The organism is Dietzia sp. Alg238-R159 (genome assembly GCF_900537145.1).
GTDB lineage: Bacteria > Actinomycetota > Actinomycetes > Mycobacteriales > Mycobacteriaceae > Dietzia > Dietzia kunjamensis.
This window is the reverse complement of record NZ_UNRI01000002.1, coordinates 313,408-335,096: the sequence shown is the minus strand read 5'-3', so window position 1 is coordinate 335,096 and position 21,689 is coordinate 313,408. Positions and strand designations below refer to the sequence as shown.

Genomic DNA, 21,689 nt, shown 5'->3' with positions numbered 1-21,689 from the left:
CCGGTGAGTCCCGGCCGTCCGACCCTCGCGCAGCGGGAGCGCAGCGCTCTCGTGGAGAGCATGCGTGCCACCGGGCCCGATGCCCCGACGCTGTGCGAGGGCTGGACGACCAGGGACCTGGCCGCACACCTCGTCGTGCGGGAGTACCGCCCCGACGCCGCGGCGGGGATCGTCGTCCCCGCCCTCGCGGACCGCATGGAGCACCTGCGCCTGCGGGAGGCCGAGCGCCCGTGGGAGGACCTGCTCGACACGATCGCCGGGGGAGCCCCCTGGTACTCACCGCTGCGCTACGCGGACCGGGTCGCGAACCTGGCCGAGTACCTCGTCCACCACGAGGACGTGCGCAGGGGGCGCCCCGGGTGGGCGCCCCGCGAGTTCGAGGTGGACGACCTCGAGCGGGTCTGGTCCCTCGCCACGACTGTGGCGAAGACCTTCCTGCGCAAGGTCGCGGCCCGCGTCGACCTGCGCACCCCGGCCCACGTGGGATCGGCCACGATCGCGTCGGTCTCGACGGGCGCGGCGCTCGCCCCGCTGGTGAGCATCACGGCGGATCCCGTCGAGTTCCTCCTGTGGACGTTCGGTCGCGACGAGGTCGAGATCGACATCTCCGGTGCCCAGCGGGGGATCGACGCGCTCGAAGCCGTCCCACGCGGCATCTGAACCACCCCACCCCCGTGTGGCTGCTGTTACCAGTGGTGCTCCAGACGATAGAGTGACGGCCATGGCATCCAGCTCGAGCACGCGCTCCACCCGTGCCCCCGGCGGACGACGTCCGGCTTCGACCTCGGGAGCACAGCGATCGACCAAACCCGCCCCGTCGTCGTCGCGGGGTGGCGGTTCCCGTCGCGGTGCGGTCGTCTCGACCCCCAAGAAGGGGACCCGCAGCGGTCCTCGTACCGCCGTCCCGGCGCCGGAACGCACCACGGGTGCGTTCGGTGCCGTGGGGCGTGGGCTGCGCGGAGGGTGGTCCGCGATGGCGAAGGGTGTCGGCCACGGGGTCCGTGGCCTCGGGGGTGGGGACGACGACGACAAGGTGGTCCCGCCGCACCGCCGTGACGGTCTCGGCCTGATCCTCATCGGCGTGGCGATCGTGTTCGTCGGCGCCGTGTGGTTCGGCGCGGCCGGCCCGATCGGCCACTGGATCGACACCGGGATCCGGACGGTGGTCGGTACCCCCGGTGCCCTCCTGCCGCTCCTGCTGGGCGGATGGGGCGTGCTCGTCATGGCCCGCGAACCCCGTCCCGACGTGCACTCGCGCTGGCTGGTCGGAACGACCGTCGCCGCCCTCGGTGTGCTCGGACTGTGGCACCTGGGGTCCGGCTCGCCGACCGATCCCGACGGGGTGCGGTCCGGCGCCGGGGTGCTCGGCCGGATCGTCGGTGGAACGCTCGAAGCCGGCTTGTCCGTCTTCGTCGCGGTACCGCTCCTCGTGCTGCTCGTCGCGTTCGGGATCCTGGTGATGGTGGGGCGGCCCGCGCGCGAGATCCCCGGGATCGTCCGCGGGTTCTTCGGCTGGGACGGCAGCGGCGACATCGTCGACCACGACTACGTCGATTCCGACGAGGACTGGGACGACGAGATGACCACGGCGTACCCGATCGCGGAGACGACGCGGGCGTCCGAGACCGGGCGCTCGGCGACGCGGCGCAGCTCCCGCCGCCGGATCGCCGCGTGGTCCGATACCCCCACGGCGGGCGAGACGGTCGAGATGCCCCGCGCCTCGCGGCCATCCGCCGAGCCCGAGGCGGCACCGGAGGTCGCCGACCTCCCCCCGGAGGAACCGGCCCGGGCCCCGGCACGCCCGAAGCGCACCCCCCGCAGGACCGAGGTCCTGCCCGCGGGCGGCGACGCCGACGAGGCCCCCGCCGGCCCGCCGGCCTCGGCCACCCCGTCCTCGCCGGCCACCGCGCCCGGACGTGCCGCCTCGACACCGTCGGTGGACACCTCCGCGGTCCCGCAGACCAACGTCCCGTCCACCCACACCGCCTCCGAGAGCGACGTGGAGCGGCTCGACTCCCAGACCCAGCTGCTGAACGGCGTGGACTACGCCCTGCCGCCCGTCAGCCTGCTCACGGCCGGTGACCCGCCCAAGGCGCGCAGCGAGTCCAACGACCAGATGATCGAGGCCATCCAGGGCGTCCTGGAGCAGTTCAAGATCGACGCGGCCGTCACCGGATTCACCCGCGGCCCGACCGTCACGCGCTATGAGGTCGAACTGGGCCCCGGCGTGAAGGTCGAGAAGATCACCGCCCTGCACCGCAACATCGCCTACGCGGTCGCCACGGACAACGTGCGGCTGCTGGCGCCGATCCCCGGCAAGTCCGCGGTCGGCATCGAGGTGCCCAACCTCGACCGCGAACTGGTGCGGCTGGCGGACGTGCTGACCGACCCCAAGACCGCCAGCAAGCACAATCCGATGCTCATCGGACTGGGCAAGGACATCGAGGGTGACTTCGTCACCGCCGACCTGGCCAAGATGCCGCACCTCCTGGTGGCCGGCTCCACCGGTTCGGGCAAGTCGAGCTTCGTCAACTCGATGCTCGTGTCCCTGCTCACGCGGGCCACCCCGGACGAGGTCCGCCTCATCCTCGTCGACCCCAAGATGGTGGAGCTCACGCCGTACGAGGGCATCCCGCACCTCATCACGCCGATCATCACCCAACCCAAGAAGGCGGCCGCGGCGCTCGCGTGGCTCGTCGAGGAGATGGAGCAGCGCTACCAGGACATGAAGTCCACCCGCGTTCGCCACATCACCGACTTCAACGAGCGCGTGAAGTCGGGAGCCATCACGACGCCGCCCGGCAGCGAGCGCGTCTACCGGCCCTACCCGTACATCGTGGCGGTGGTCGACGAGCTGGCCGACCTCATGATGACCGCGCCCCGCGACATCGAGGACGCGATCGTCCGCATCACCCAGAAGGCCCGCGCCGCCGGCATCCACCTGGTCCTGGCCACGCAGCGGCCGTCCGTCGACGTGGTCACCGGCCTCATCAAGACCAACGTGCCGTCCCGTCTGGCGTTCGCCACGTCCTCGCTCACCGATTCCCGGGTCATCCTCGACCAGGCCGGGGCGGAGAAGCTCATCGGTATGGGCGACGGCCTCTTCATCCCGATGGGTGCCTCGCGTCCCATCCGTATGCAGGGTGCGTTCATCACCGACGAGGAGATCCACGAGGTCGTCGACTACGCCAAGAACCAGGCCGAGCCCGAGTACGACGAGTCCATCACCGCCGCCAAGGAGGACGGCAAGAAGGACATCGACGCCGACATCGGCGACGACCTCGACGACCTGCTCGCCGCCGTGGAGCTCGTGGTGTCCAGCCAGTTCGGCTCCACCTCGATGCTGCAGCGCAAGCTCCGGGTCGGCTTCGCCAAGGCCGGCCGACTCATGGACCTGATGGAGTCGCGCGACATCGTCGGACCCTCCGAGGGGTCCAAGGCCCGCGACGTGCTGGTCAAGCCCGAGGAACTCGCCTCGGTGCTCTGGATGATCAAGGGCGGGGCCCCGCCGGAGGAGGATCCGGACGACGAGCCGGCCGACCTCCGCGACCCGGCCGAGACCCCGGTGGGGTAGCGGCCGGGCGGGGTGCGCGTCAGGCGAGGGCGCCGAAGACCGGCGTCCACTCCCGGACCGTGATCTCCGAGACCATTCCGCGCAGGCAGTGGGGGTCGTCTCCCACGAGCGATCGTGCGGCCTCGTCGTCGTCGGCCTCCACCACCAGCAACGCCCCGGATCCGTCGACGAACGGTCCCACGGACCGGACGGACCCGTCGTCGACGCGGGCGGACAGCCACTCGCGGTGGGCGGGCTTGTTGGCCTCCCGCTCCTCGGTCTGGGCGTCGGAGTAGCGGTAGGTGACGACGAAGAGCGGCATCGTGGATCTCCTGGGATCGGGATCGGGGTCGGGGGTGCGTCGCGACCAAGGGTATTCCCGCCGTCCTCGCTAAGGTGAGGGGGTGACTGCTTCCACGCGCGAGAACGGGCGCCGGACCGACGAGGTCCCCGTCCTCAACATCGCCAACGTGCTCACGGTGGTGAGGATCCTCCTGGTCCCCGTCTTCGTGGTCCTGTTCTTCGTCGCCGACGCCCAGGATCCCTGGTGGCGGGTGGGGGCGTTCGTCGTCTTCGCCGTGGCGATGTTCACCGACTACGTCGACGGTTACCTGGCCCGCAAGCTCGGGCTGGTCACCGACTTCGGCAAGATCGCGGACCCGATCGCCGACAAGGCGCTCATCGCCGCCGCGCTCATCTCGCTCTCACTGGTGGACGAGCTGTTCTGGTGGGTGACCGTGGTGATCCTGGTCCGCGAGGTGGGCATCACGCTGTGGCGCCTGTTCGGGGTGGACTACGTCGTGGCCGCGAGCAGGGGCGGCAAGCTCAAGACCGTCACACAGACGGTCGGCATGGGAATGCTCATCCTGCCGCTGCCGCACTGGGTGTGGCCGGTGGAGTGGATCGTCGTCGGTGCGGCCGTGGTGCTCACCGTCTTCACCGGCATCGATTACCTGGTCAAGGCCCGCCGGGCCGCACGCACCGCGGACTGACCCCCGTGGATCCCTCCGGTGCGGTGTCCCCGCCGGCGTCCGCCGCCGTCACCGCACTGCGGGACCGCGGATGGACCCTGGCCACGGCCGAGTCCCTCACGGCCGGGCTGCTCGCGGCCACCGTGGCCGAGGTGCCGGGCGCCAGTACGGTGCTCCGCGGCGGGTTGATCGTCTACGCCACGGATCTCAAGCACGAGCTCGCCGGGGTGCCGACCGAGGTCCTGGAGCGGCACGGGGCGGTGTCCCCGGAGACCGCCCGCGCACTCGCGCGCGGTGCGGCGTTGCGCTGCGGCGCCGACGTCGGCGTGGGCCTGACGGGGGTGGCGGGGCCCGAGCCCCAGGAGGGCAGGCCGGTGGGGACGGTCCACGTCGGGCTGACGGTTCCCGGCATGGAGCCCTGGTCCGTGCCGCTCGCGTTGACCGGTGACCGGAGCCGTATCCGTACGGCGGCGTGCGCGGCGGCGCTGGAACTGGTCATCGCCGCGGCGACGGGGGAGGGGACCGGTGACGACGACGACGACGGGAACGAATCCGGGTCGTGATGCGTTGTACCCCGTGATGCCGAACATCCAGATGACCACCCTGCCCAGACCGGACCAGCCCGGCGGTGCCCCTCTGCTACGCGAGACGCTCGGGACGGTCCTGCGCGGGCTGCGCGGGGAATCCGGTCGGACCCTGCGGGACGTGGCCGACGCCGCCCGCGTGAGCCCCGGCTACCTCTCGGAGATCGAGCGCGGCCGCAAGGAGGCCTCGAGCGAACTGCTCGCCTCCATCTCGGGGGCGCTCGACGTCTCCCTGGGTGAGATCCTCATCCGCGCCGCCCTCGAGGTCTCCCCTCCGGGCACGTTCACCGAGCCGGTGCTCGCCGCCTGACCGCACGCCCGTCACGCCCGGTGGTCGCAACCGTGCGTTGTTCGGTACCGTTGAACAGACCCGTCGTCCGAATCGGCAGAAGGACACTACGCAGCGATGGCCAATCCGTTTACCAAGGCATGGCGCTACCTCATGGCGTTGTTCGATTCGAAGATCGACGAGAAGGCCGATCCCAAGGTCCAGATCCAGCAGGCCATCGCCGATGCGCAGCGTCAGCACCAGCAGCTCTCGCAGCAGGCTGCCGCGGTCATCGGCAACCAGCGCCAGTTGGAGATGAAGCTCAACCGGCAGCTCGCGGAGATCGAGAAGCTCCAGGGCTCCACCCGGCAGGCGTTGCAGATGTCGGAGCAGGCGCGCCAGAAGGGCGACGCGGCCAAGGCCACGGAGTACGAGAACGCCGCGGAGGCGTTCGCGGCCCAGTTGGTCACGGCCGAGCAGAGCGTGGAGGACCTCAAGGGCCTGCACGACCAGTCACTCCGGGCCGCGGCCCAGGCCAAGAAGGCCGTCGAGCAGAACGCGATGGTCCTCCAGCAGCGCGTGGCCGAGCGCACCAAGCTGCTCAGTCAGCTGGAGCAGGCCAAGATGCAGGAGCAGGTCAGCGCGTCCCTGCAGTCGATGTCGGAGATGTCCTCGGGTGGCAACACCCCGAACCTCGACCAGGTCCGCGACAAGATCGAGCGACGCTACGCCAACGCCCTGGGCTCGGCCGAACTCGCACAGAACTCGGTGCAGGGTCGCATGCTCGAGGTCGAGCAGGCCTCGACGCAGATGGCCGGCCACAGCCGCCTCGAGCAGATCCGCGCGTCGATGGCGGAGGGCGGCCAGCTCGGTTCCGGTACCGGCGCCACCGGCCAGCTCGGCCAGGGCCAGTCCGAGTCGGCCGCGCCGCCGCAGCAGCAGCAGGCGCAGACCGAACAGCAGTGATCTCACGGCAACGGGCCGTCGGCGACCACGCCGGCGGCCCGTCGTCGTCCGTAGGGGAGGGCGAGACGTGACCCTGACCGAGTTCCGCGCACGCACCGTGGAGGCCTTCGGTGAACTCCGTGCCGACAGTCTGACCAGATCGCACCATCTCGCGGAGTGTGGCGGGAGGACCGCCCTCGAGGCGATCGACGCCGGCCTCCCCGTCAAGCGCGTGTGGTTGGCGTTGTGCGCCGAGTTCGAGGTACCCGAACAGCTGCACTAGCGCTCCGTCCGCGGCGTGTCGGTCGACCTCGAACACCCGTTCGCCTACACTGGGTGTCACGTGCTGACGGTTCGCCCCGTCCACAGGGCGCCCTTCCTCCACAGGAAAACGGTCGCCGGGTTCGCGCCAGACGTTCGTGTCGTACCCGGCCCGTAACGTCCGCAACTGAATCACCACCCAGACCGATCGGCCGGACGCCGGGGGTCGCGCAGGAACGGAGAGCACCATGGCACCCAAGACCACCGCGAAGTCGGGGACCAAGACGGGCGTGGCCCAGAATCGCGAACAGGCGCTGGAACTGGCCCTCGCGCAGATCGACAAGGCCTACGGCAAGGGCTCGGTCATGCGGTTGGGTGACGACAACCGGCCGCCGGTCCAGGTCATCCCGACCGGGGCGCTGTCGCTCGACGTGGCACTGGGCGTGGGGGGCTTCCCCCGGGGACGCGTCGTGGAGATCTACGGCCCGGAGTCCTCGGGTAAGACCACGGTCGCGTTGCACGCCGTGGCCAACGCGCAGGCGGCCGGCGGGATCGCGGCGTTCATCGACGCGGAGCACGCCCTGGATCCGGAGTACGCCCGCAAGCTCGGCGTGGACACGGACAACCTCATCGTCTCCCAGCCGGACACGGGTGAGCAGGCCCTGGAGATCGCGGACATGCTCGTCCGGTCGGGGTCGATCGACATCCTGGTGATCGACTCCGTGGCGGCGCTCGTCCCGCGCGCCGAGATCGAGGGGGAGATGGGCGACAGCCACGTCGGCCTGCAGGCGCGACTCATGAGCCAGGCCCTGCGGAAGATGACGGGCGCGCTGCACAACACCGGCACCACCGCCATCTTCATCAACCAGCTGCGCGAGAAGATCGGCGTCATGTTCGGCTCGCCGGAGACCACCACCGGTGGTAAGGCGCTGAAGTTCTACGCGTCGGTGCGGTTGGACGTGCGCCGTATCGAGACGCTCAAGGACGGTGCCGACGCGGTCGGTAACCGCACCAAGTGCAAGGTCGTCAAGAACAAGGTCGCGCCGCCGTTCAAGATCGCGGAGTTCGACATCCTCTACGGCGAGGGGATCAGCCGCGAGGGGTCGCTCATCGACATGGGCGTGGACAACGGCTTCATCAAGAAGTCGGGGTCCTGGTTCACCTACGGACCGGACCAGTTGGGCCAGGGCAAGGAGAACGCCCGTCGGTACCTCAAGGAGAACCTGTCGGTGCGGGACGAGATCGAGCGCAAGATCCTCGACAAGCTGAATATCGGCGCGGGGGCGGAGATCGCCGAGATCGAGGCGGAGTCCGACGAGGACGCGCCGATCGACGTGGTGCCCGTCGAGTTCTGATGTCGGGCAGGGACACCCGCGGGCCCCACGGCGCCGGGGCGCCCGGGGCGGAGGAACTCCGTACGGCGATCGCCGCGGTGGAAGCCAGGCCCTCCGGGTCCTCGGACCTGCCGCCCCTGGCCCCTGAAGCGCACGAGGCCGCGAACGCCGCGCTCCGGCTCCTGCGCTACCGGCCGCGCAGTGAGCACGAGTTGCGCGAGCGGCTGCTCGACAAGGAGTACGCCGCGGAGGCCGTCGACGAGGCGCTCGGCAGGGTCAGGGCGTGGGGTCTGGTCGACGATGCCGACTTCGCCGAGGAGTGGGTGCGTGGCCGCAGGAGACGCCGCGGCCGTTCGCGCGGCGCCCTCGAGCGTGAGCTGCGGGACAAGGGCGTGGCCGAGGCGCACATCGCCCGGGCGGTCGGCGAGATCGACGAGTCGGATGACCGCCGGCAGGCCGCCGAACTGGTTCGCGGTCGGCTGGATCGCCGGCCGCGCGCCGCACTGTCCGGGCCGGACGTGCAGGGCGAGCGGCGCAGGCTCATCGCGTTCCTGGCCCGGCGGGGTTATCCGACGGGGTTGGCCGTGAAAGTCGTGGACGCCGAATTGGCGGCCCACGCATCGCCCTGAGTACCCTGGCCTGCGTGGATACTCTCGTGACCGACCTGCAGGCGGCGGCGCAGGACGCGCATGCCGAGGGCGACGCCCGCCGGACCTACCAGGTTCGCACCTTCGGATGTCAGATGAACGTCCATGACTCCGAGCGTCTGTCCGGGGTCCTCGACGCCGCGGGGTACGTCCCCTTCGAGGGCGACGCCGATCCGGCCGGAGGTCACCTTCCCGATCTGGTCGTGTTCAACACCTGCGCGGTCCGGGAGAACGCCGACAACCGGCTCTACGGCACCCTCGGTCACCTGCGGCCGTGGAAGGACGCGAACCCCCGCCTGCAGATCGCCGTCGGGGGGTGCCTCGCGCAGAAGGACAAGGATGTCGTCGTGTCCCGCGCACCGTGGGTCGACGTCGTGTTCGGCACCCACAACCTCGGACACCTGCCGACGCTCCTCGACCGCTCCCGCCACAACGAGCGGGCCGAGGTGGAGATCGCCGACTCCCTGCAGCACTTCCCGTCGACCCTGCCCGCCACCCGCGAGTCGTCGTACGCCGGGTGGGTCTCGGTGTCCGTGGGATGCAACAACACCTGCACGTTCTGCATCGTTCCGTCCCTGCGCGGCAAGGAAGTCGATCGTCGGCCCGGCGAGGTCCTGGCCGAGGTGCAGGCGCTCGCCGACGAGGGCGTCCTCGAGGTCACGCTGCTCGGCCAGAACGTCAACGCGTACGGGCGGTCCTTCCACGACCCCGACGAGCCCTCCGACAAGGGCGCCTTCGCCTCACTATTGCGGGCGGCCGGCCGGGTCGAGGGGATCGAACGGATCCGCTTCACCTCGCCGCACCCGGCGGAGTTCACCGACGACGTGATCGAGGCCATGGCCTCCACACCGACCGTCTGCCCCCAGCTGCACATGCCGCTGCAGTCCGGGTCCGACCGCGTCCTGCGCGCCATGCGACGCTCCTACCGGTCCGAGCGCTTCCTCGGGATCATCGAGCGCGTCCGCGCGGCCATGCCGCACGCGGCCATCACCACCGACATCATCGTCGGGTTCCCCGGGGAGACCGAGGAGGACTTCCAGGCCACCCTCGACGTGGTCGAGAAGGCGCGGTTCTCCAGCGCGTTCACCTTCCAGTACTCGCCCCGCCCGGGGACCCCCGCGGCCACCATGGAGGACCAGATCCCCAAGGCCGTGGTCCAGGAACGCTACGAGCGGCTGATCGAGCTCCAGGAGCACATCACGCTCGAGGAGAACGAGAAGCAGGTCGGGCGCGTCGTCGAGCTCCTCGTGACCGCCGACGAGGGTCGCAAGGACGCGGCCACCGCCCGGATGACGGGCCGGGCCCGCGACGGTCGGCTCGTACACTTCGCCCCCATCGGCGACCACGCCGACCGGGTGCGTCCGGGAGATGTGGTGACCACCCGCGTCACCGCCGCGGCCCCGCACCACCTGCTCGCCGATGACGGGGTGCTCAGCCACCGAGCAACCCGGGCCGGCGATCGTCACGAGGCGGGCCACAAGCCCGAGACCCCGCCCATCGGGGTCGGGCTCGGACTTCCCACGCTCCGGCGCGACACCGTCAGCGCCCCAGTCACCACCGAGAAGGGATGCCCCACGTGAGCACCGACGAGCGCCCCGATCCGATCGCGGGGATCATGGAAGTCACCCGGAACGCGGAATCGGAGATGCGGGACCGTGACCGCGTCCTCGGGCGCACCCTCGTGATCGGGCGGGCCTACCTGGCGTCCGCCGTCCTCATCGTGCTGTTGGCCGTGGCCCTGGCCCTGCCGCACAGCGAGGGGGTGCGGGGACTCGACGTCCTGTTCTTCACCGACGTGGCGCGTGAGCAGTACACGACCCTGCCGTCCCATCTGTTCGTCCTGCTGTACGCCGTGGGCACCATCGCGTTCGGGGCAGCGATGATCATGACGCAGAAGTGGTGGGCCGCCGGGATCGCCTGGAGCGCGACGTGCGTGTCCGCCGTGTACGGCGTGCTGGCGATCTGGCTCCGCCAGTCCGGTCGCGGCCCCAATCCCGATGTGCAGGACTTCGGCGGGCCCGGCATCGGCCTCTACGTCAGTGAGATCATCGTGTTCGCTCTGGTGATCACGCTGGCGAGTGTGCTGTGGGCGCGGACCCCGGAGCAGATCACGCTCGAGGAGAACGCCCGTCACGGAGACGGGCGCTGAACCGACCTCCCGGACGTCGCGCCGTCTGATGACCGGCGCGAGAAGAGCGCGGCCCCGTCGTGACGGGCCGGGCTCTTCTCGTCTGCGGGTTCTCGTCGCCCGTCGGCGGGTGGCCGCAGGTGGGGCGCGTCAGTGGGTGGCCGCCGGTGGGGCGCGTCAGCGGGTGTCGACCGCCTTCTCGGCTGCCTCCGCCCACTCCTTCCACTGGGCGGCCTGGGCCCGTGCGCTCTCGGCGTCCTTGTTCTTGCCCGCAGCGTCCGCCTTCGCGGCCTGCTCCTCGAAGTCATGGACCCGGTCCCAGAACTGGCCGGCGCGGGCCTTGGCCTCCGGGTCGGTACGACGCCATTCCGTGTCGGCCGCATCGGCGACACGCTTCTCCAGGGCCCGAATACGCCCCTCCAGCTGACCCATCCGCTCGCGCGGGACCTTGCCGATCTCCTCCCACCGCGACTGCAGTTGCCGAAGAGCGGACCGGGCGGCGCCCAGGTCTGCCGCAGGATCGATCCGGCCCTCGTACTCGGCGAGCAGGTCCTCCTTGGCCTGGGCGTTGGTCTCGAACTCGGCGTCCCGTTCCGCAGCGGCGGCGTGGCGGGCGTCGAAGAACGTGTCCTGGGCGGCCTTGAACCGCTTCCACAGGGCCTCATCGGCATCCCGCGGGGCCCGGCCGGCGGCCTTCCACTCGTCCATGAGACGACGGAACGCCGTGGCCGTGTCGTTCCAGTCGGTGGACCCGGACAGGGCCTCCGCCCTCTCCACCAGGTCCTCCTTGACCTTCTTGACCGAGGCGCGGTTGCGGTCCAGTTCGGCGAAGTGCGAGCCCCGGCGACGGTTGAACGCCTCCCGGGCCTTGGAGAACCTCTTCCACAGGGCGTCGTCCGTCTTGCGGTCGATTCCCCGGATCGTCTTCCACTCCTCGAGGATCTCGCGCAGACGGTCCCCGGCGGACTTCCACTGAGTCGACGACGCCCCGATCTCCTCGGCCTCGTCCGCCAACGCCTCCTTCCGCGCGATCGCGGCCGCCCGCTGCTCGTCCTTGCGCTGCTTCGACACGGCCTCGACCTCGCCGGAACGCTCGATCACCGCAGCCACACGCGCGGCGAGAGAATCGAGATCGCCCACGGCGGCGGCGGTGGGGATCTGTTCCGCCAGGGTCTCCGCCGAGGCGCGGGTCTTCCTGGCGTCCTGCGGATGGGACTCGAGACGGGTCTCGAGCAGGGCGACCTCGGCGGCGAGGTCATCGAAGCGCAGACCGAAGTGCGCGAGGCCCTCCTCGGGAGCACCGGCCTGCCACGACCCGACCTGACGCTCACCGTCGGAGGTCCGGACGAACACCGCGCCCGACTCGTCGACGCGACCCCACTGCGACGGGTCCGAGGCGCGCGTGACCCCTGGGGTACCCGCGGGGGTCGGCCGCGGTGCCACCTTGCGTGCCAGCGCGGCGGGGGATGGCGCACCCGGCCTCGGACCGGGGATCGGGGTCGCTCCGCCCGAACTCGCTCCGCCCTGGGCGGTGGGTGACTGCTCGGTCATGTCGTCCTCGTTTCCTTCTGCCGCGTGTCACGGCACCATCACCGGGATCGCACCGGTCATCGCCTCGCCGCCCCGTTTCGAGGAGACGGCATCCTCCTAGTGTGTACCAACCCCCGCCCGGGTGTCCGGCGTATCCCCGCGGTATCCCCGGACGGGTCCGTTCCGCGGTGTCGGGGGCGGTCAGTAGGGTTTCCGGGTGTGAGCCCCTCTGTCGTCCTGGTCCCCGGAGCGCCGGTCCTCGTGCCGGAGCTGTCCGGCTCTGCGGTCGCCGAGACCGAGGGCGGTGTGGCCTCGATATGCGAGATGCTCCGCCGGGCCGGGCGCGGCGCGGCACGGGTCGTCGTCCTGGGGACCGACCCCGCGGGCAGAAGCCTAGGGGAGATGCGCTCCTCGCTCTCCAGGTGGGGGGTCGACGTGCCCGTGGGCCCGCCCGGTTCCCCGCCGGCGCCGCAGGGGGCGGTTCCCGACCCGGCGTTGATCGCCTGGTGGCTGCTCGACCTGGCGGGTATCGACCTCCCGAGGAGGTTCATCGGCGTGACCGGGGGAGCGCAGCCCACCCCGACGCCGGTGTTGGACGACCTCGTCGTCGTCGTCGCCGACGGCCCCGCCTCCCTCACTCCGCGTGCTCCCGTACCGGAGGACCCCCGCGGTATCGCGCTCGACGGGCGGCTCGCCCGGTGGTTGCGCGTCTCGGGCGGGCTCCCCGACCCCGGCGAGCGAGTGGCTGACGAGATCGGCTGGTGGAGCCGGCCCTCGTGGCTCGTCCTGGCGGAGCTCGTCGCAGACCGAACGGCCGTCGAGTCGCTGTCCTGGGCACCGTTCGGCGTGGGGTATCACGGCGCGTGGTGGCCGCCGAAGGCCGCCGCGCATGCCACGGTGGTCGTCGACGCGCCGGCCGCCACGCCCGGCGAACCCGGGGCACCGTCATGACCGGGCGAAACCCCGTCGCCGTGGTGGGGCCGACCGGGACCGGAAAGTCCGAGCTGGCGCTCGGCCTGGCCGAGCGACTCGGCGGTGAGATCGTCAACTGCGATGCCATGCAGCAGTACCGCGGCATGGACATCGGCACCGCCAAACTGACACCGGCTCAGCGGCGGGGGATCCCGCACCACCGGCTCGACGTGCTGGACGTCACCGAGACCGCCAGCGTCGCGGACTTCCGCACCGAGGCGGAACGCGAGATCTCCGAGATCCGTGATCGCGGCCACGTGCCGATCCTGTGCGGAGGGTCGATGATGTACATCCAGGCGCTCGTCGACGGGTGGTCGATCCCGGACACGGACCCGGAGGTCCGGGCCCATTACGAACGTCGCCTCGAGCAGATCGGGGTGCAGGCCCTGCACGCCGAACTCGCCGTGGTGGACTCCGAGGCCGCGCAGACCATCCTCCCCAGCGACCCCAGGCGCACCGTGCGCGCATTGGAGGTCGTGGAACTCACCGGCAAGCCCTTCTCCGCCTCCCGACCGACGATCGGGGAGCCGCGCTGGGGCACGCGCATGCTGGGCCTGCGCTGCGGTCTGCCCGAACTGGACGAGAGGCTGACGACGCGTACGGCCGCGATGTTCGCCGGCGGGCTCGTCCCGGAGGTCCGCCGGCTCGTGGGAGTCGGGCTGCTCCGGGGCATCACCGCACGGCGCGCGATCGGTTACGCCCAGGTGCTCGACGAGATGGACGCACAGCAGCGGATCGACGACGCCGGGGCGGCCCGCGCCGAGGAACGGACGGTGATCGGGACCCGCCGCTACGTCCGGCGCCAGCGGTCGTGGTTCGGCCGGGATCACCGGATCCGGTGGATAGACACCGACACCCACGGACGCGACGCCGACGCACCCCGGCCGCTCGAGACCGCGCTGGGGATCCTCGGGGAGGGCCGACCGTGAGCAGCCCCGGATCCGGGCGCTCGCGGGTCCAGTCCGTCGACCGGGCCTTCGACCTACTCGACGCGCTGAGCATCCGCGGGGGCCGGGCGAGCCTCGGGGACCTCGTCGCCGACACGGGTCTGGCCGCCGCCACCGTCCACCGGTTGTGCGGCACGCTCGCCGAGAGCGGGCACCTCCGACGCGACGCGGGCCGCGACTACCTGCTCGGACCGCGCCTCCAGCGGATCGGCGACGTCGCCGGACGCGCCACCGCGTCCTGGGCCTTGCCGGTACTCACCGCCGTGGTCGAGGGCACCGGGGAGACCGCCAACCTCGCCGTCCGGGAGGGCGACGGGGTGGTCTACCTCGCCCAGGTCCCGTCGCCGCACTCGATGCGGATGTTCACCGAGGTGGGCCGACGGGTGGACGTGCACTGCACCGCGGTGGGCAAGGCCCTGGTCGCGGGCGACGACGACGACGAGGTCCGCAGCATGCTCGACAGGGCGGGCATGCGCCGCTTCACCGACTCGACCATCGTCGACCCAGACAGGTTGATCGAGGAGCTGCGGGTGGTGCGACAAGCGGGCTTCGCCACCGATGAGTCCGAGCAGGAGGAGGGCGTCCGCTGCGTCGCCATCGCGGTGGGTACCGGGGACGCCGCCTTCGCGGTGTCGGCATCCGGGCCCGAGGCCAGGTTCACGCGCGATCGCCGCGACGCCGCCGTCGCGATCCTTCGTGCGGCCGTGGCCGGGCTCGTCCCCTGATCTCGCGTCCGGCGATCACGCCCGCCCGCCGGACGCCATCGGGCCGGGCGCAGGACGCCCGCGGCCGTGAGGGCGGAGAATCCGCCACCCCCGCCCGGAACCGGCCCCACTGGCGTGGGATCGGAAGTCGGGCGGACGTGGCGGATTCTGCGGGTCGGCGGGTTGGGCCGACGCCGGTCTAGCCCGCGTTGGCGGCCTTGAACTCGCGACGACGGCGATGCAGGATCGGCTCGGTGTAGCCCGACGGCTGCTTGGTGCCCTCGAGGATCAGTTCCCGGGCCGCCTGCCAGGCGATGGACTTCTCGAAGTCCGGTGCCATGTTCCGGTAGGCGTCGTCGCCGGCGTTCTGCTTGTCGACGATCTCGGCCATCCGGCGCAGCGAGTCCTCGACGTCGTCGGCGGTGATGATGTCGTGACGGATCCAGTTGGCCAGCATCTGCGAGGAGATCCGCAGGGTGGCGCGGTCCTCCATGAGGTTGACGTCGTGGATGTCCGGCACCTTGGAGACGCCGATGCCCTGCTCGACCCACCGCACGACGTAGCCGAGGATGGTCTGGCAGGAGTTGTCGACCTCTTCCTTCTTCTCCTCGTCCGTCCAGTCCGTGGACGGGGCCAGGGGGACGGTGAGGATGTCGTCGACACTCGCGCGGGCACCCCCGGCGAGCAGCTCTTCCTGCCGGGTCATGACGTTGACCCGGTGGTAGTGGGTGGCGTGCAGCGTGGCGCCGGTCGGCGAGGGCACCCACGCGGTGTTGGCGCCGGCCTCGGGCTGGCCGATCTTCTCGGCGAGCATCTCGGCCATGAGGTCGGTCTTGGCCCACATGCCCTTGCCGATCTGGGCACGGCCACGCAGGCCGCACGCCAGACCCGTGTCGACGTTGAAGTCCTCGTAGGCCTTCATCCACCGCGCGCCCTTCATCTCGCCCTTGCGGATCATCGGCCCGGCCTCCATGGAGGTGTGGATCTCGTCGCCGGTCCGGTCGAGGAAGCCGGTGTTGATGAACACGACCCGTTCGGTGGCCTCGGCGATGCAGGCGGCGAGGTTGACGGAGGTGCGACGCTCCTCGTCCATGATGCCCACCTTGAGGGTGTTCTCGGGTAGCCCGAGGAGCTTCTCGACACGGCCGAACAGCTCGGTGGTGAACGCGACCTCCTCCGGCCCGTGCTGCTTGGGCTTCACGATGTAGATCGACCCGTGTCGGCTGTTCCGGCGCTCGTTGCCCTCGGCGATCCCGTGCATACCGGCGAGCGAGGTGATCAGTGCGTCCAGGATGCCCTCGGGCATCTCGTTGCCGTCGGCATCGAGCACCGCCGGGTTGGTCATCAGGTGGCCGACGTTGCGCACGAACAGCATCGAGCGGCCGTGGAGACGGACCTCACCCGAACCGTCGGGCGCGGTGAAGACCCGGTCGTCGTTGAGGACGCGGGTGAAGGTCTTGTCGCCCTTGCTGATCTCCTCGGACAGGTCTCCCTTCATGAGCCCGAGCCAGTTGCTGTAGCCCTGGGTCTTGTCCTCGGCGTCGACGGCGGCGACCGAGTCCTCGAAATCCATGATGGTGGACACGGCGGACTCCAGGACGACGTCCTTGACCCCGGCGCCGTCGGTCGAGCCGACGGGGGAGTCCGGGTCGATCTGGATCTCGATGTGCAGACCGTTGTTGCACAGCAGGACCGACGACGGGCTCGAGGGCTCGCCCAGGTAGCCCACGAACTTCTCCGGGGCCGCCAACCGGGCGGTCGACCCGTCGGACACGGTCACCTGCAGGCCACCGTCGACCACGGCGTAGCCCGTGGAACCCACGTGGCTGCCCGACGCCAGCGGTGCGGCGTCGTCGAGGAATTCACGGGCCCAGTCGATGACCTTGTCGCCGCGGACCTTGTTGTACCCCGAGCCCTGCTCGGCGCCGTCGGACTCCGGGATCGCATCGGTGCCGTAGAGCGCGTCGTAGAGCGAACCCCATCGGGCGTTGCCCGCATTGATAGCGAACCGGGCGTTCATGACCGGCACGACGAGCTGCGGGCCGGCGACCGTGGCGATCTCCGCGTCGACGTTCTCGGTCGTGACGGACACGGACTCGGGCTCGGGCACCAGGTACCCGATCTCCTGCAGGAACGCCTTGTAGGCGGTCGGGTCGATCGGCGCCGGATTCTCGTGGTGCCAGGCGTCGATCTCGGACTGCAACCGGTCGCGGGTGTCGAGTAGTTCGCGGTTGCGGGGGGCCAGCTCGGTGAAGATCTCGGAGGCGCCCGCCCAGAACGCGTCGGGATCGACCCCGGTGCCCGGGATCGCCTGGGAGTTGACGAAGTCGTACAGGACCTCGTCGACCTGGATTCCGCCGACAGTGATGCGTTCGGACATCGATGCTCTCCTGGAGGTAGGGGACCGTTCTCCGGGTCGACTCTAGTTGGCGTACCGTCCGGCATCATCCGACATTTCCACGGTGCGGAACGGTCCCCGCCGGCGAGTACGATTTCGCCATGACTTCGACGCGCCAGGCCTCGCAGCCCGACGGTATCGCCTTCCTCAAGGGCCACGGCACCCTCAACGACTTCGTGATCCTCCCGGACGATCAGGCCGACCTGGACCTCGACGTCGACCTGGTACGCGCACTGTGCGATCGGCGTGGCGGAATCGGCGCCGACGGGGTGCTGAGGATCGCGACCGCCGGAGCCCTCGTCGACCGGGGCGTGCTCGCGAGCCTGCCGCCCGGCGTGGACAGTGCGGACTGGTTCATGGACTACCGCAACGCCGATGGCTCCATCGCGGAGATGTGCGGCAACGGGGTCCGGGTCTTCACCCACGCCCTCGTCGCGACCGGGAGAGCGGAGGTCGGCTCGATCCCGGTGGGCACGCGGTCCGGGGCCCGCCCCGCCGAGGTCCTCTCACACTCGGGTGATGACGCCGTGGTGCGGGTGGACATGGGGGAGCCGCGACTGCTCGGACTGTCGTCGGCGGAGGTCGGTGGCCGGACGTTCGCCGGGCTCGCCGTCGACATGGGCAATCCGCACCTCGCCTGTGTGGTCCCCGATCTGGACGCCGCGGACCTCGCCGGGCTGCGGGTGCAGGAGGCCCCCGGGTACGACCGGGCCTTCTTTCCCGACGGCGTCAATGTCGAGATCGCCACCCCGATGGTGGACGGTCGGGTCGCCATGCGGGTCCACGAGCGGGGATCAGGGGAGACCATGTCCTGCGGAACCGGAATCGTCGCGACCGCGGTCGCCGCGCTGGCCGACTCGGGGGAGGCGACGGGCGACGTCGTCGTGGTGGTCCCGGGCGGCGAGGTGGAGGTATCACTGACCGGTGCCGGGTCCTCGCTCACCGGTCCGTCCACACTCGTCGCCCACGGTCATTACCACCGTGGTCGGTAGCACACCGTCTCGAACGGGACACCGGGGGGCCCGGTGTGAGAAGATGAACCCGAATGACTACTGATCACACGGCCGCTGACCGGCCGACACGCGACCTCGATCCATCCATCGGTGAATTCCAGCTCGAGGAGAGATCCTCGATGCGCCGGGTGGCGGGGCTCTCCACCGAACTCCAGGACGTCAACGACGCCGAGTACCGCCAGCTCCGACTCGAACGTGTCGTGCTCGTCGGTGTCTGGACCGAAGGGTCCGCCGCACAGGCGGACGCCGCGATGGACGAGCTCGCCCAGCTCGCCGAGACCGCGGGATCGGAGGTGTGCGACGCGCTCATCCAGCGCCGCGACAAGCCCGATGCCGCCACGTACATCGGGTCGGGCAAGGTCAGCGTCCTCAAGGACGTGATCGCGGCGACCGGCGCCGACACCGTCATCTGCGACGGCGAGCTCACCCCGGGGCAGCTGCTCGCGCTGGAGAAGGCGGTCAATGTCAAGGTCATCGACCGTACCGCGCTGATCCTCGACATCTTCGCGCAGCACGCCACCAGCCGTGAGGGCAAGGCCCAGGTGACGCTCGCCCAGATGGAGTACATGCTGCCCCGTCTGCGTGGTTGGGGCGAGTCGTTGTCCCGCCAGGCGGGCGGCCGTGCCGGCAGCAACGGCGGCGTCGGTCTTCGCGGCCCGGGTGAGACCAAGATCGAGACCGATCGGCGCCGGATCCGCGAGCGGATGGCCCGTCTGCGTCGCGACATCAAGGGGATGAAGCAGTCCCGGGACACCAAACGGCACCGTCGGCGTTCCACTCCGGTGCCGTCCATCGCCATCGCCGGATACACGAACGCCGGGAAGTCCAGCCTGCTCAACCGGATCACCGGAGCCGGCGTCCTGGTTCAGAACGCCCTGTTCGCCACCCTCGATCCGACGACGAGGAAGGCCGAGTTGCCCGACGGCAGGGCGGTCGTCTTCACGGACACCGTGGGATTCGTCAGGCATCTGCCGACCCAGTTGGTCGAGGCCTTCAGGTCGACTCTTGAAGAGGTCGTCGACTCCGAGTTGCTCCTCCACGTGGTGGATGGTTCGGATGCCTTCCCGCTCCGCCAGATCGAGGCGGTGCGCAAGGTGATCAACGAGGTGGTGGAAGAGCAGAACGCGGAGCGTCCCCGCGAACTTCTCGTCATCAACAAGATCGACGCCGCGGATCCCGTGGTCCTGACCGAATTGCACCACGCGCTACCCGACGCCGTGTTCGTCTCGGCGGTCACCGGGCAGGGCGTCGACGAGCTCCTCGAGAGGATCACCCAGATCGTCGCCTCCGGGGACACCGAGCTGACCCTGTCCGTTCCGTACTCCCGCGGGGACGTGGTGTCGCGGGTCCACGCCGAGGGCGCGGTGGTCGAGGAGGAACACACCCAGGACGGAACCCGGCTGGTGGTCCGGTTGCCCGCGTCCGTGGCCGGCGAACTGGACGAGTTCGCGGTCCGCGATCCACATGACGGCGCCGCCTGACCCCTGCGGGGACGGGCGGCGCGTCAATCGAACAACGGGCTCAGAGCTTCCGGAACACCGTCACGACCTTGCCGAGGATCGTCGCGTGCTCGCCCGGAATCGGGCTGAACGACGGATTGTGGGGCAACAACCAGACTCCGCTCGAGTCGTTCCGGAAGGTCTTGACCGTGGCCTCCCCGTCGATCATGGCGGCGACGATCTCCCCGTTGTCCGCGACGTTCTGCCGCCTGACCACCACGTAGTCGCCATCGCAGATGGCGGCGTCGATCATCGACTCGCCGACGACCTTGAGCATGAACAGATCACCTGACCCGACGAGGTCCGCCGGCAGGGGGAAGATCTCCTCGACGGCCTGTTCCGCGAGGATGGGCCCGCCCGCCGCGATCCGGCCGAGGACGGGTACGTAGACGGGTTCGACCGCGCCTCCCGGACGCTGGGGCTCCGGCGCAGGTGACCGGCGGCCCCGTGACTTCTGCCCCGGGACACCGTGGACGTCGACCGCGCGCGGCTTGTGAGGATCCCGCGTCAGGAAGCCCTTCTTCTCCAACGTGCGGAGTTGATGCGCCACCGACGACGTGGACTGTAAGCCGACCGCGTCCCCGATCTCGCGGATGCTCGGCGGATAACCACGCTCCTTGACGGTGTCGTGGATGTGCAGGAGAACGCTCTTCTGTCGGTCCGTCAGTGACTCGAAATCGGGCTTCGGCATCTCGTGGGGTCCCTTCGGCGAATGAATGTTCGACGCTGTGATCTGTCTACACCCTAGTGCCAACCACCGCCTTGCGCCACACACGTGTTCGAAGAAATTCCTCTGCGAATCGTGATTGTGTCGGAGTCGCGTGATACAACTCTAGGGGAGTTCGGATTCGAACAGATGTACTGAGACAGACATACAGGTGTGCGAACCCTGATCGCACACCGTATCGAGTAGGGAGCCACCATGACCGTTGTCGAGCTTCAGTCCCACCCACGTCCGGCCGTGCGGTGGACCGAGGTCTGCCCCGATGACCATCGTGGACAGGGCGCTCACCTCGACCGGCCGAGAGATGTGTCGGTGCTCGTGCGTCCCACGCCTGCGCCGCGGCGCACGCTGGTCCGACCCGAGGGCAATCGGCTGGCCGTCACGTCCGCCCGTGCGGGGAACCTCGTCCGGCCGCGGGTGGCGGCCCGTCCGGCCACCGTCACATCGGTCGCCCCCGGTCGGCGTGTACTCGTGCGCCCGGTCTCGACGGACCGCGCGCGGGCGTGCCACGTCGAGGCCCCGGTGTCCACCGGGGTGGTCGACGACGTGCCGGCCTGGGCACTGCTGGCGTGCGGGATCGCATTCGGCGTGATCATGCTTCTCGCAGTGGCCTTCCTCGGCGGACCCGCCTACGCGTGACCGGGCAGCGGGCCTCCTAGAATGGACCGCGGGCGGCGGTCTGCCACCCCCGCGTTCCGTCAGGCACGATCCGGGACGTGTGAACTCCGGTCGACGAAGGGCCCCACGGGAATGTACTGCCCGACATGCCATCACGAGGACTCCCGGGTGATCGACTCACGATCCGTCGACGAGGGACAGGCGATCCGGCGTCGACGGGAGTGCCCCCGGTGCGGACACCGGTTCACGACGCTCGAGACGCCACTGCTGACGGTTCTCAAGCGGAACGGGGTGACCGAGGCGTTCAGCCGGGACAAGGTCGTTCGCGGTGTCCGCCGCGCGTGCCAGGGACGATCGGTCGACGAGGACGCTCTCCGTCGCCTCGCCCAGCAGGTCGAGGACGCAGTGCGCTCCGGCGGTGTGTCCGAGGTTCCGGCCCACGAGATCGGGCTCGCCATCCTGGGCCCTCTGCAGGATCTGGACGAGGTCGCCTACCTGCGTTTTGCATCCGTGTACAAGCAGTTCAGCTCGGCCGACGACTTCGAACGCGAGATCATCGCCCTCCGAGAGCGTCGCGCGAGCCGCTGACCGCG

22 protein-coding genes are annotated in these 21,689 nt (G+C 70.3%); 18 read left to right on the top strand and 4 right to left on the bottom strand.

Annotated features, from left to right (window positions below):
• Positions 1-3 precede the first annotated feature (3 nt).
• The gene (locus G6R20_RS06310) at positions 4-660 is read left to right on the top strand and encodes a TIGR03085 family metal-binding protein (protein ID WP_119192155.1); all 657 of its coding nucleotides are present in this window, start codon (positions 4-6) and stop codon (positions 658-660) included.
• A gap of 313 nt (positions 661-973) precedes the next feature.
• Positions 974-3,574: a DNA translocase FtsK gene (locus G6R20_RS06305; protein WP_163375855.1), complete on the top strand. Its 2,601-nt coding sequence runs from the start codon at positions 974-976 to the stop codon at positions 3,572-3,574.
• A gap of 19 nt (positions 3,575-3,593) precedes the next feature.
• On the opposite strand, the gene G6R20_RS06300 is transcribed toward G6R20_RS06305, so the two are convergent.
• Positions 3,594-3,875 carry a YciI family protein gene (locus G6R20_RS06300; RefSeq protein ID WP_069389096.1) on the bottom strand — a complete coding sequence of 94 codons (282 nt, stop codon included), beginning with the start codon at positions 3,873-3,875 and terminating at the stop codon, positions 3,594-3,596.
• Between the two features lie 82 nt (positions 3,876-3,957).
• Here G6R20_RS06300 and pgsA point away from each other — a divergent pair, with 82 nt between their 5' ends.
• From pgsA to G6R20_RS06255, 9 genes are all read left to right on the top strand, one after another.
• The gene (gene pgsA / locus G6R20_RS06295; RefSeq protein WP_163375854.1) at positions 3,958-4,545 is read left to right on the top strand and encodes a CDP-diacylglycerol--glycerol-3-phosphate 3-phosphatidyltransferase; all 588 of its coding nucleotides are present in this window, start codon (positions 3,958-3,960) and stop codon (positions 4,543-4,545) included.
• Positions 4,546-4,550: 5 nt separating this feature from the next.
• Positions 4,551-5,087 carry a nicotinamide-nucleotide amidohydrolase family protein gene (locus G6R20_RS06290; RefSeq protein WP_205475751.1) on the top strand — a complete coding sequence of 179 codons (537 nt, stop codon included), beginning with the start codon at positions 4,551-4,553 and terminating at the stop codon, positions 5,085-5,087.
• A gap of 16 nt (positions 5,088-5,103) precedes the next feature.
• Complete coding sequence (locus tag G6R20_RS06285; RefSeq protein ID WP_067717740.1) at positions 5,104-5,418, top strand: helix-turn-helix transcriptional regulator; 315 nt, start codon at positions 5,104-5,106, stop codon at positions 5,416-5,418.
• A 96-nt stretch (positions 5,419-5,514) separates the two neighbouring features.
• Positions 5,515-6,342 carry a phage shock protein PspA gene (gene pspA / locus G6R20_RS06280; RefSeq protein ID WP_163375853.1) on the top strand — a complete coding sequence of 276 codons (828 nt, stop codon included), beginning with the start codon at positions 5,515-5,517 and terminating at the stop codon, positions 6,340-6,342.
• A gap of 67 nt (positions 6,343-6,409) precedes the next feature.
• Positions 6,410-6,604, top strand: coding sequence for a DUF3046 domain-containing protein (locus tag G6R20_RS06275; RefSeq protein ID WP_067717747.1), 195 nt, complete (start codon positions 6,410-6,412; stop codon positions 6,602-6,604).
• Positions 6,605-6,830: 226 nt separating this feature from the next.
• Complete coding sequence (recA, locus tag G6R20_RS06270; RefSeq protein WP_163375852.1) at positions 6,831-7,937, top strand: recombinase RecA; 1,107 nt, start codon at positions 6,831-6,833, stop codon at positions 7,935-7,937.
• A complete protein-coding gene (locus tag G6R20_RS06265; protein ID WP_069389091.1) occupies positions 7,937-8,545 on the top strand; it encodes a regulatory protein RecX in 609 nt (202 codons plus the stop codon). Before recA ends, G6R20_RS06265 begins: the two co-directional genes overlap by 1 nt.
• A 113-nt stretch (positions 8,546-8,658) precedes the next feature.
• Complete coding sequence (miaB, locus tag G6R20_RS06260) at positions 8,659-10,143, top strand: tRNA (N6-isopentenyl adenosine(37)-C2)-methylthiotransferase MiaB (RefSeq protein WP_240341338.1); 1,485 nt, start codon at positions 8,659-8,661, stop codon at positions 10,141-10,143.
• Entirely contained in the window at positions 10,131-10,712 is a 582-nt protein-coding gene (locus G6R20_RS06255) for a hypothetical protein (RefSeq protein ID WP_163375851.1), read from the top strand. Before miaB ends, G6R20_RS06255 begins: the two co-directional genes overlap by 13 nt.
• Positions 10,713-10,868: 156 nt before the next feature.
• Here G6R20_RS06255 and G6R20_RS06250 read toward each other — a convergent pair whose 3' ends face one another.
• Entirely contained in the window at positions 10,869-12,242 is a 1,374-nt protein-coding gene (locus G6R20_RS06250; protein WP_163375850.1) for a DUF349 domain-containing protein, read from the bottom strand.
• Positions 12,243-12,440: 198 nt separating this feature from the next.
• Between G6R20_RS06250 and G6R20_RS06245 the strand changes: the two genes are divergently transcribed.
• Genes G6R20_RS06245 through G6R20_RS18980 form a run of 3 tightly spaced genes read left to right on the top strand, consistent with a single transcriptional unit; the run spans position 12,441 to position 14,865 of the window.
• Complete coding sequence (locus tag G6R20_RS06245) at positions 12,441-13,172, top strand: hypothetical protein (RefSeq protein WP_163375849.1); 732 nt, start codon at positions 12,441-12,443, stop codon at positions 13,170-13,172.
• Positions 13,169-14,122, top strand: coding sequence for a tRNA (adenosine(37)-N6)-dimethylallyltransferase MiaA (miaA, locus tag G6R20_RS06240; RefSeq protein ID WP_163375848.1), 954 nt, complete (start codon positions 13,169-13,171; stop codon positions 14,120-14,122). Before G6R20_RS06245 ends, miaA begins: the two co-directional genes overlap by 4 nt.
• Complete coding sequence (locus tag G6R20_RS18980) at positions 14,119-14,865, top strand: IclR family transcriptional regulator (RefSeq protein ID WP_163375847.1); 747 nt, start codon at positions 14,119-14,121, stop codon at positions 14,863-14,865. The genes miaA and G6R20_RS18980 overlap by 4 nt, the downstream gene beginning before the upstream one ends.
• Before the next feature lie 178 nt (positions 14,866-15,043).
• Here G6R20_RS18980 and G6R20_RS06230 read toward each other — a convergent pair whose 3' ends face one another.
• Positions 15,044-17,224: a malate synthase G gene (locus G6R20_RS06230; protein WP_163375846.1), complete on the bottom strand. Its 2,181-nt coding sequence runs from the start codon at positions 17,222-17,224 to the stop codon at positions 15,044-15,046.
• A gap of 119 nt (positions 17,225-17,343) precedes the next feature.
• Here G6R20_RS06230 and dapF point away from each other — a divergent pair, with 119 nt between their 5' ends.
• Together dapF and hflX are read left to right on the top strand one after the other, a co-directional pair.
• Positions 17,344-18,234, top strand: coding sequence for a diaminopimelate epimerase (dapF, locus tag G6R20_RS06225; RefSeq protein WP_205475748.1), 891 nt, complete (start codon positions 17,344-17,346; stop codon positions 18,232-18,234).
• A 53-nt stretch (positions 18,235-18,287) separates the two neighbouring features.
• A complete protein-coding gene (gene hflX, locus G6R20_RS06220) occupies positions 18,288-19,736 on the top strand; it encodes a GTPase HflX (RefSeq protein WP_163375845.1) in 1,449 nt (482 codons plus the stop codon).
• Positions 19,737-19,776: 40 nt separating this feature from the next.
• Here hflX and lexA read toward each other — a convergent pair whose 3' ends face one another.
• Positions 19,777-20,445: a transcriptional repressor LexA gene (lexA, locus tag G6R20_RS06215; protein WP_096905361.1), complete on the bottom strand. Its 669-nt coding sequence runs from the start codon at positions 20,443-20,445 to the stop codon at positions 19,777-19,779.
• A 231-nt stretch (positions 20,446-20,676) separates the two neighbouring features.
• Between lexA and G6R20_RS06210 the strand changes: the two genes are divergently transcribed.
• Together G6R20_RS06210 and nrdR are read left to right on the top strand one after the other, a co-directional pair.
• The gene (locus G6R20_RS06210) at positions 20,677-21,117 is read left to right on the top strand and encodes a hypothetical protein (protein ID WP_143337680.1); all 441 of its coding nucleotides are present in this window, start codon (positions 20,677-20,679) and stop codon (positions 21,115-21,117) included.
• A 111-nt stretch (positions 21,118-21,228) separates the two neighbouring features.
• Positions 21,229-21,684 carry a transcriptional regulator NrdR gene (gene nrdR / locus G6R20_RS06205; protein ID WP_096905363.1) on the top strand — a complete coding sequence of 152 codons (456 nt, stop codon included), beginning with the start codon at positions 21,229-21,231 and terminating at the stop codon, positions 21,682-21,684.
• Positions 21,685-21,689 lie beyond the last annotated feature (5 nt).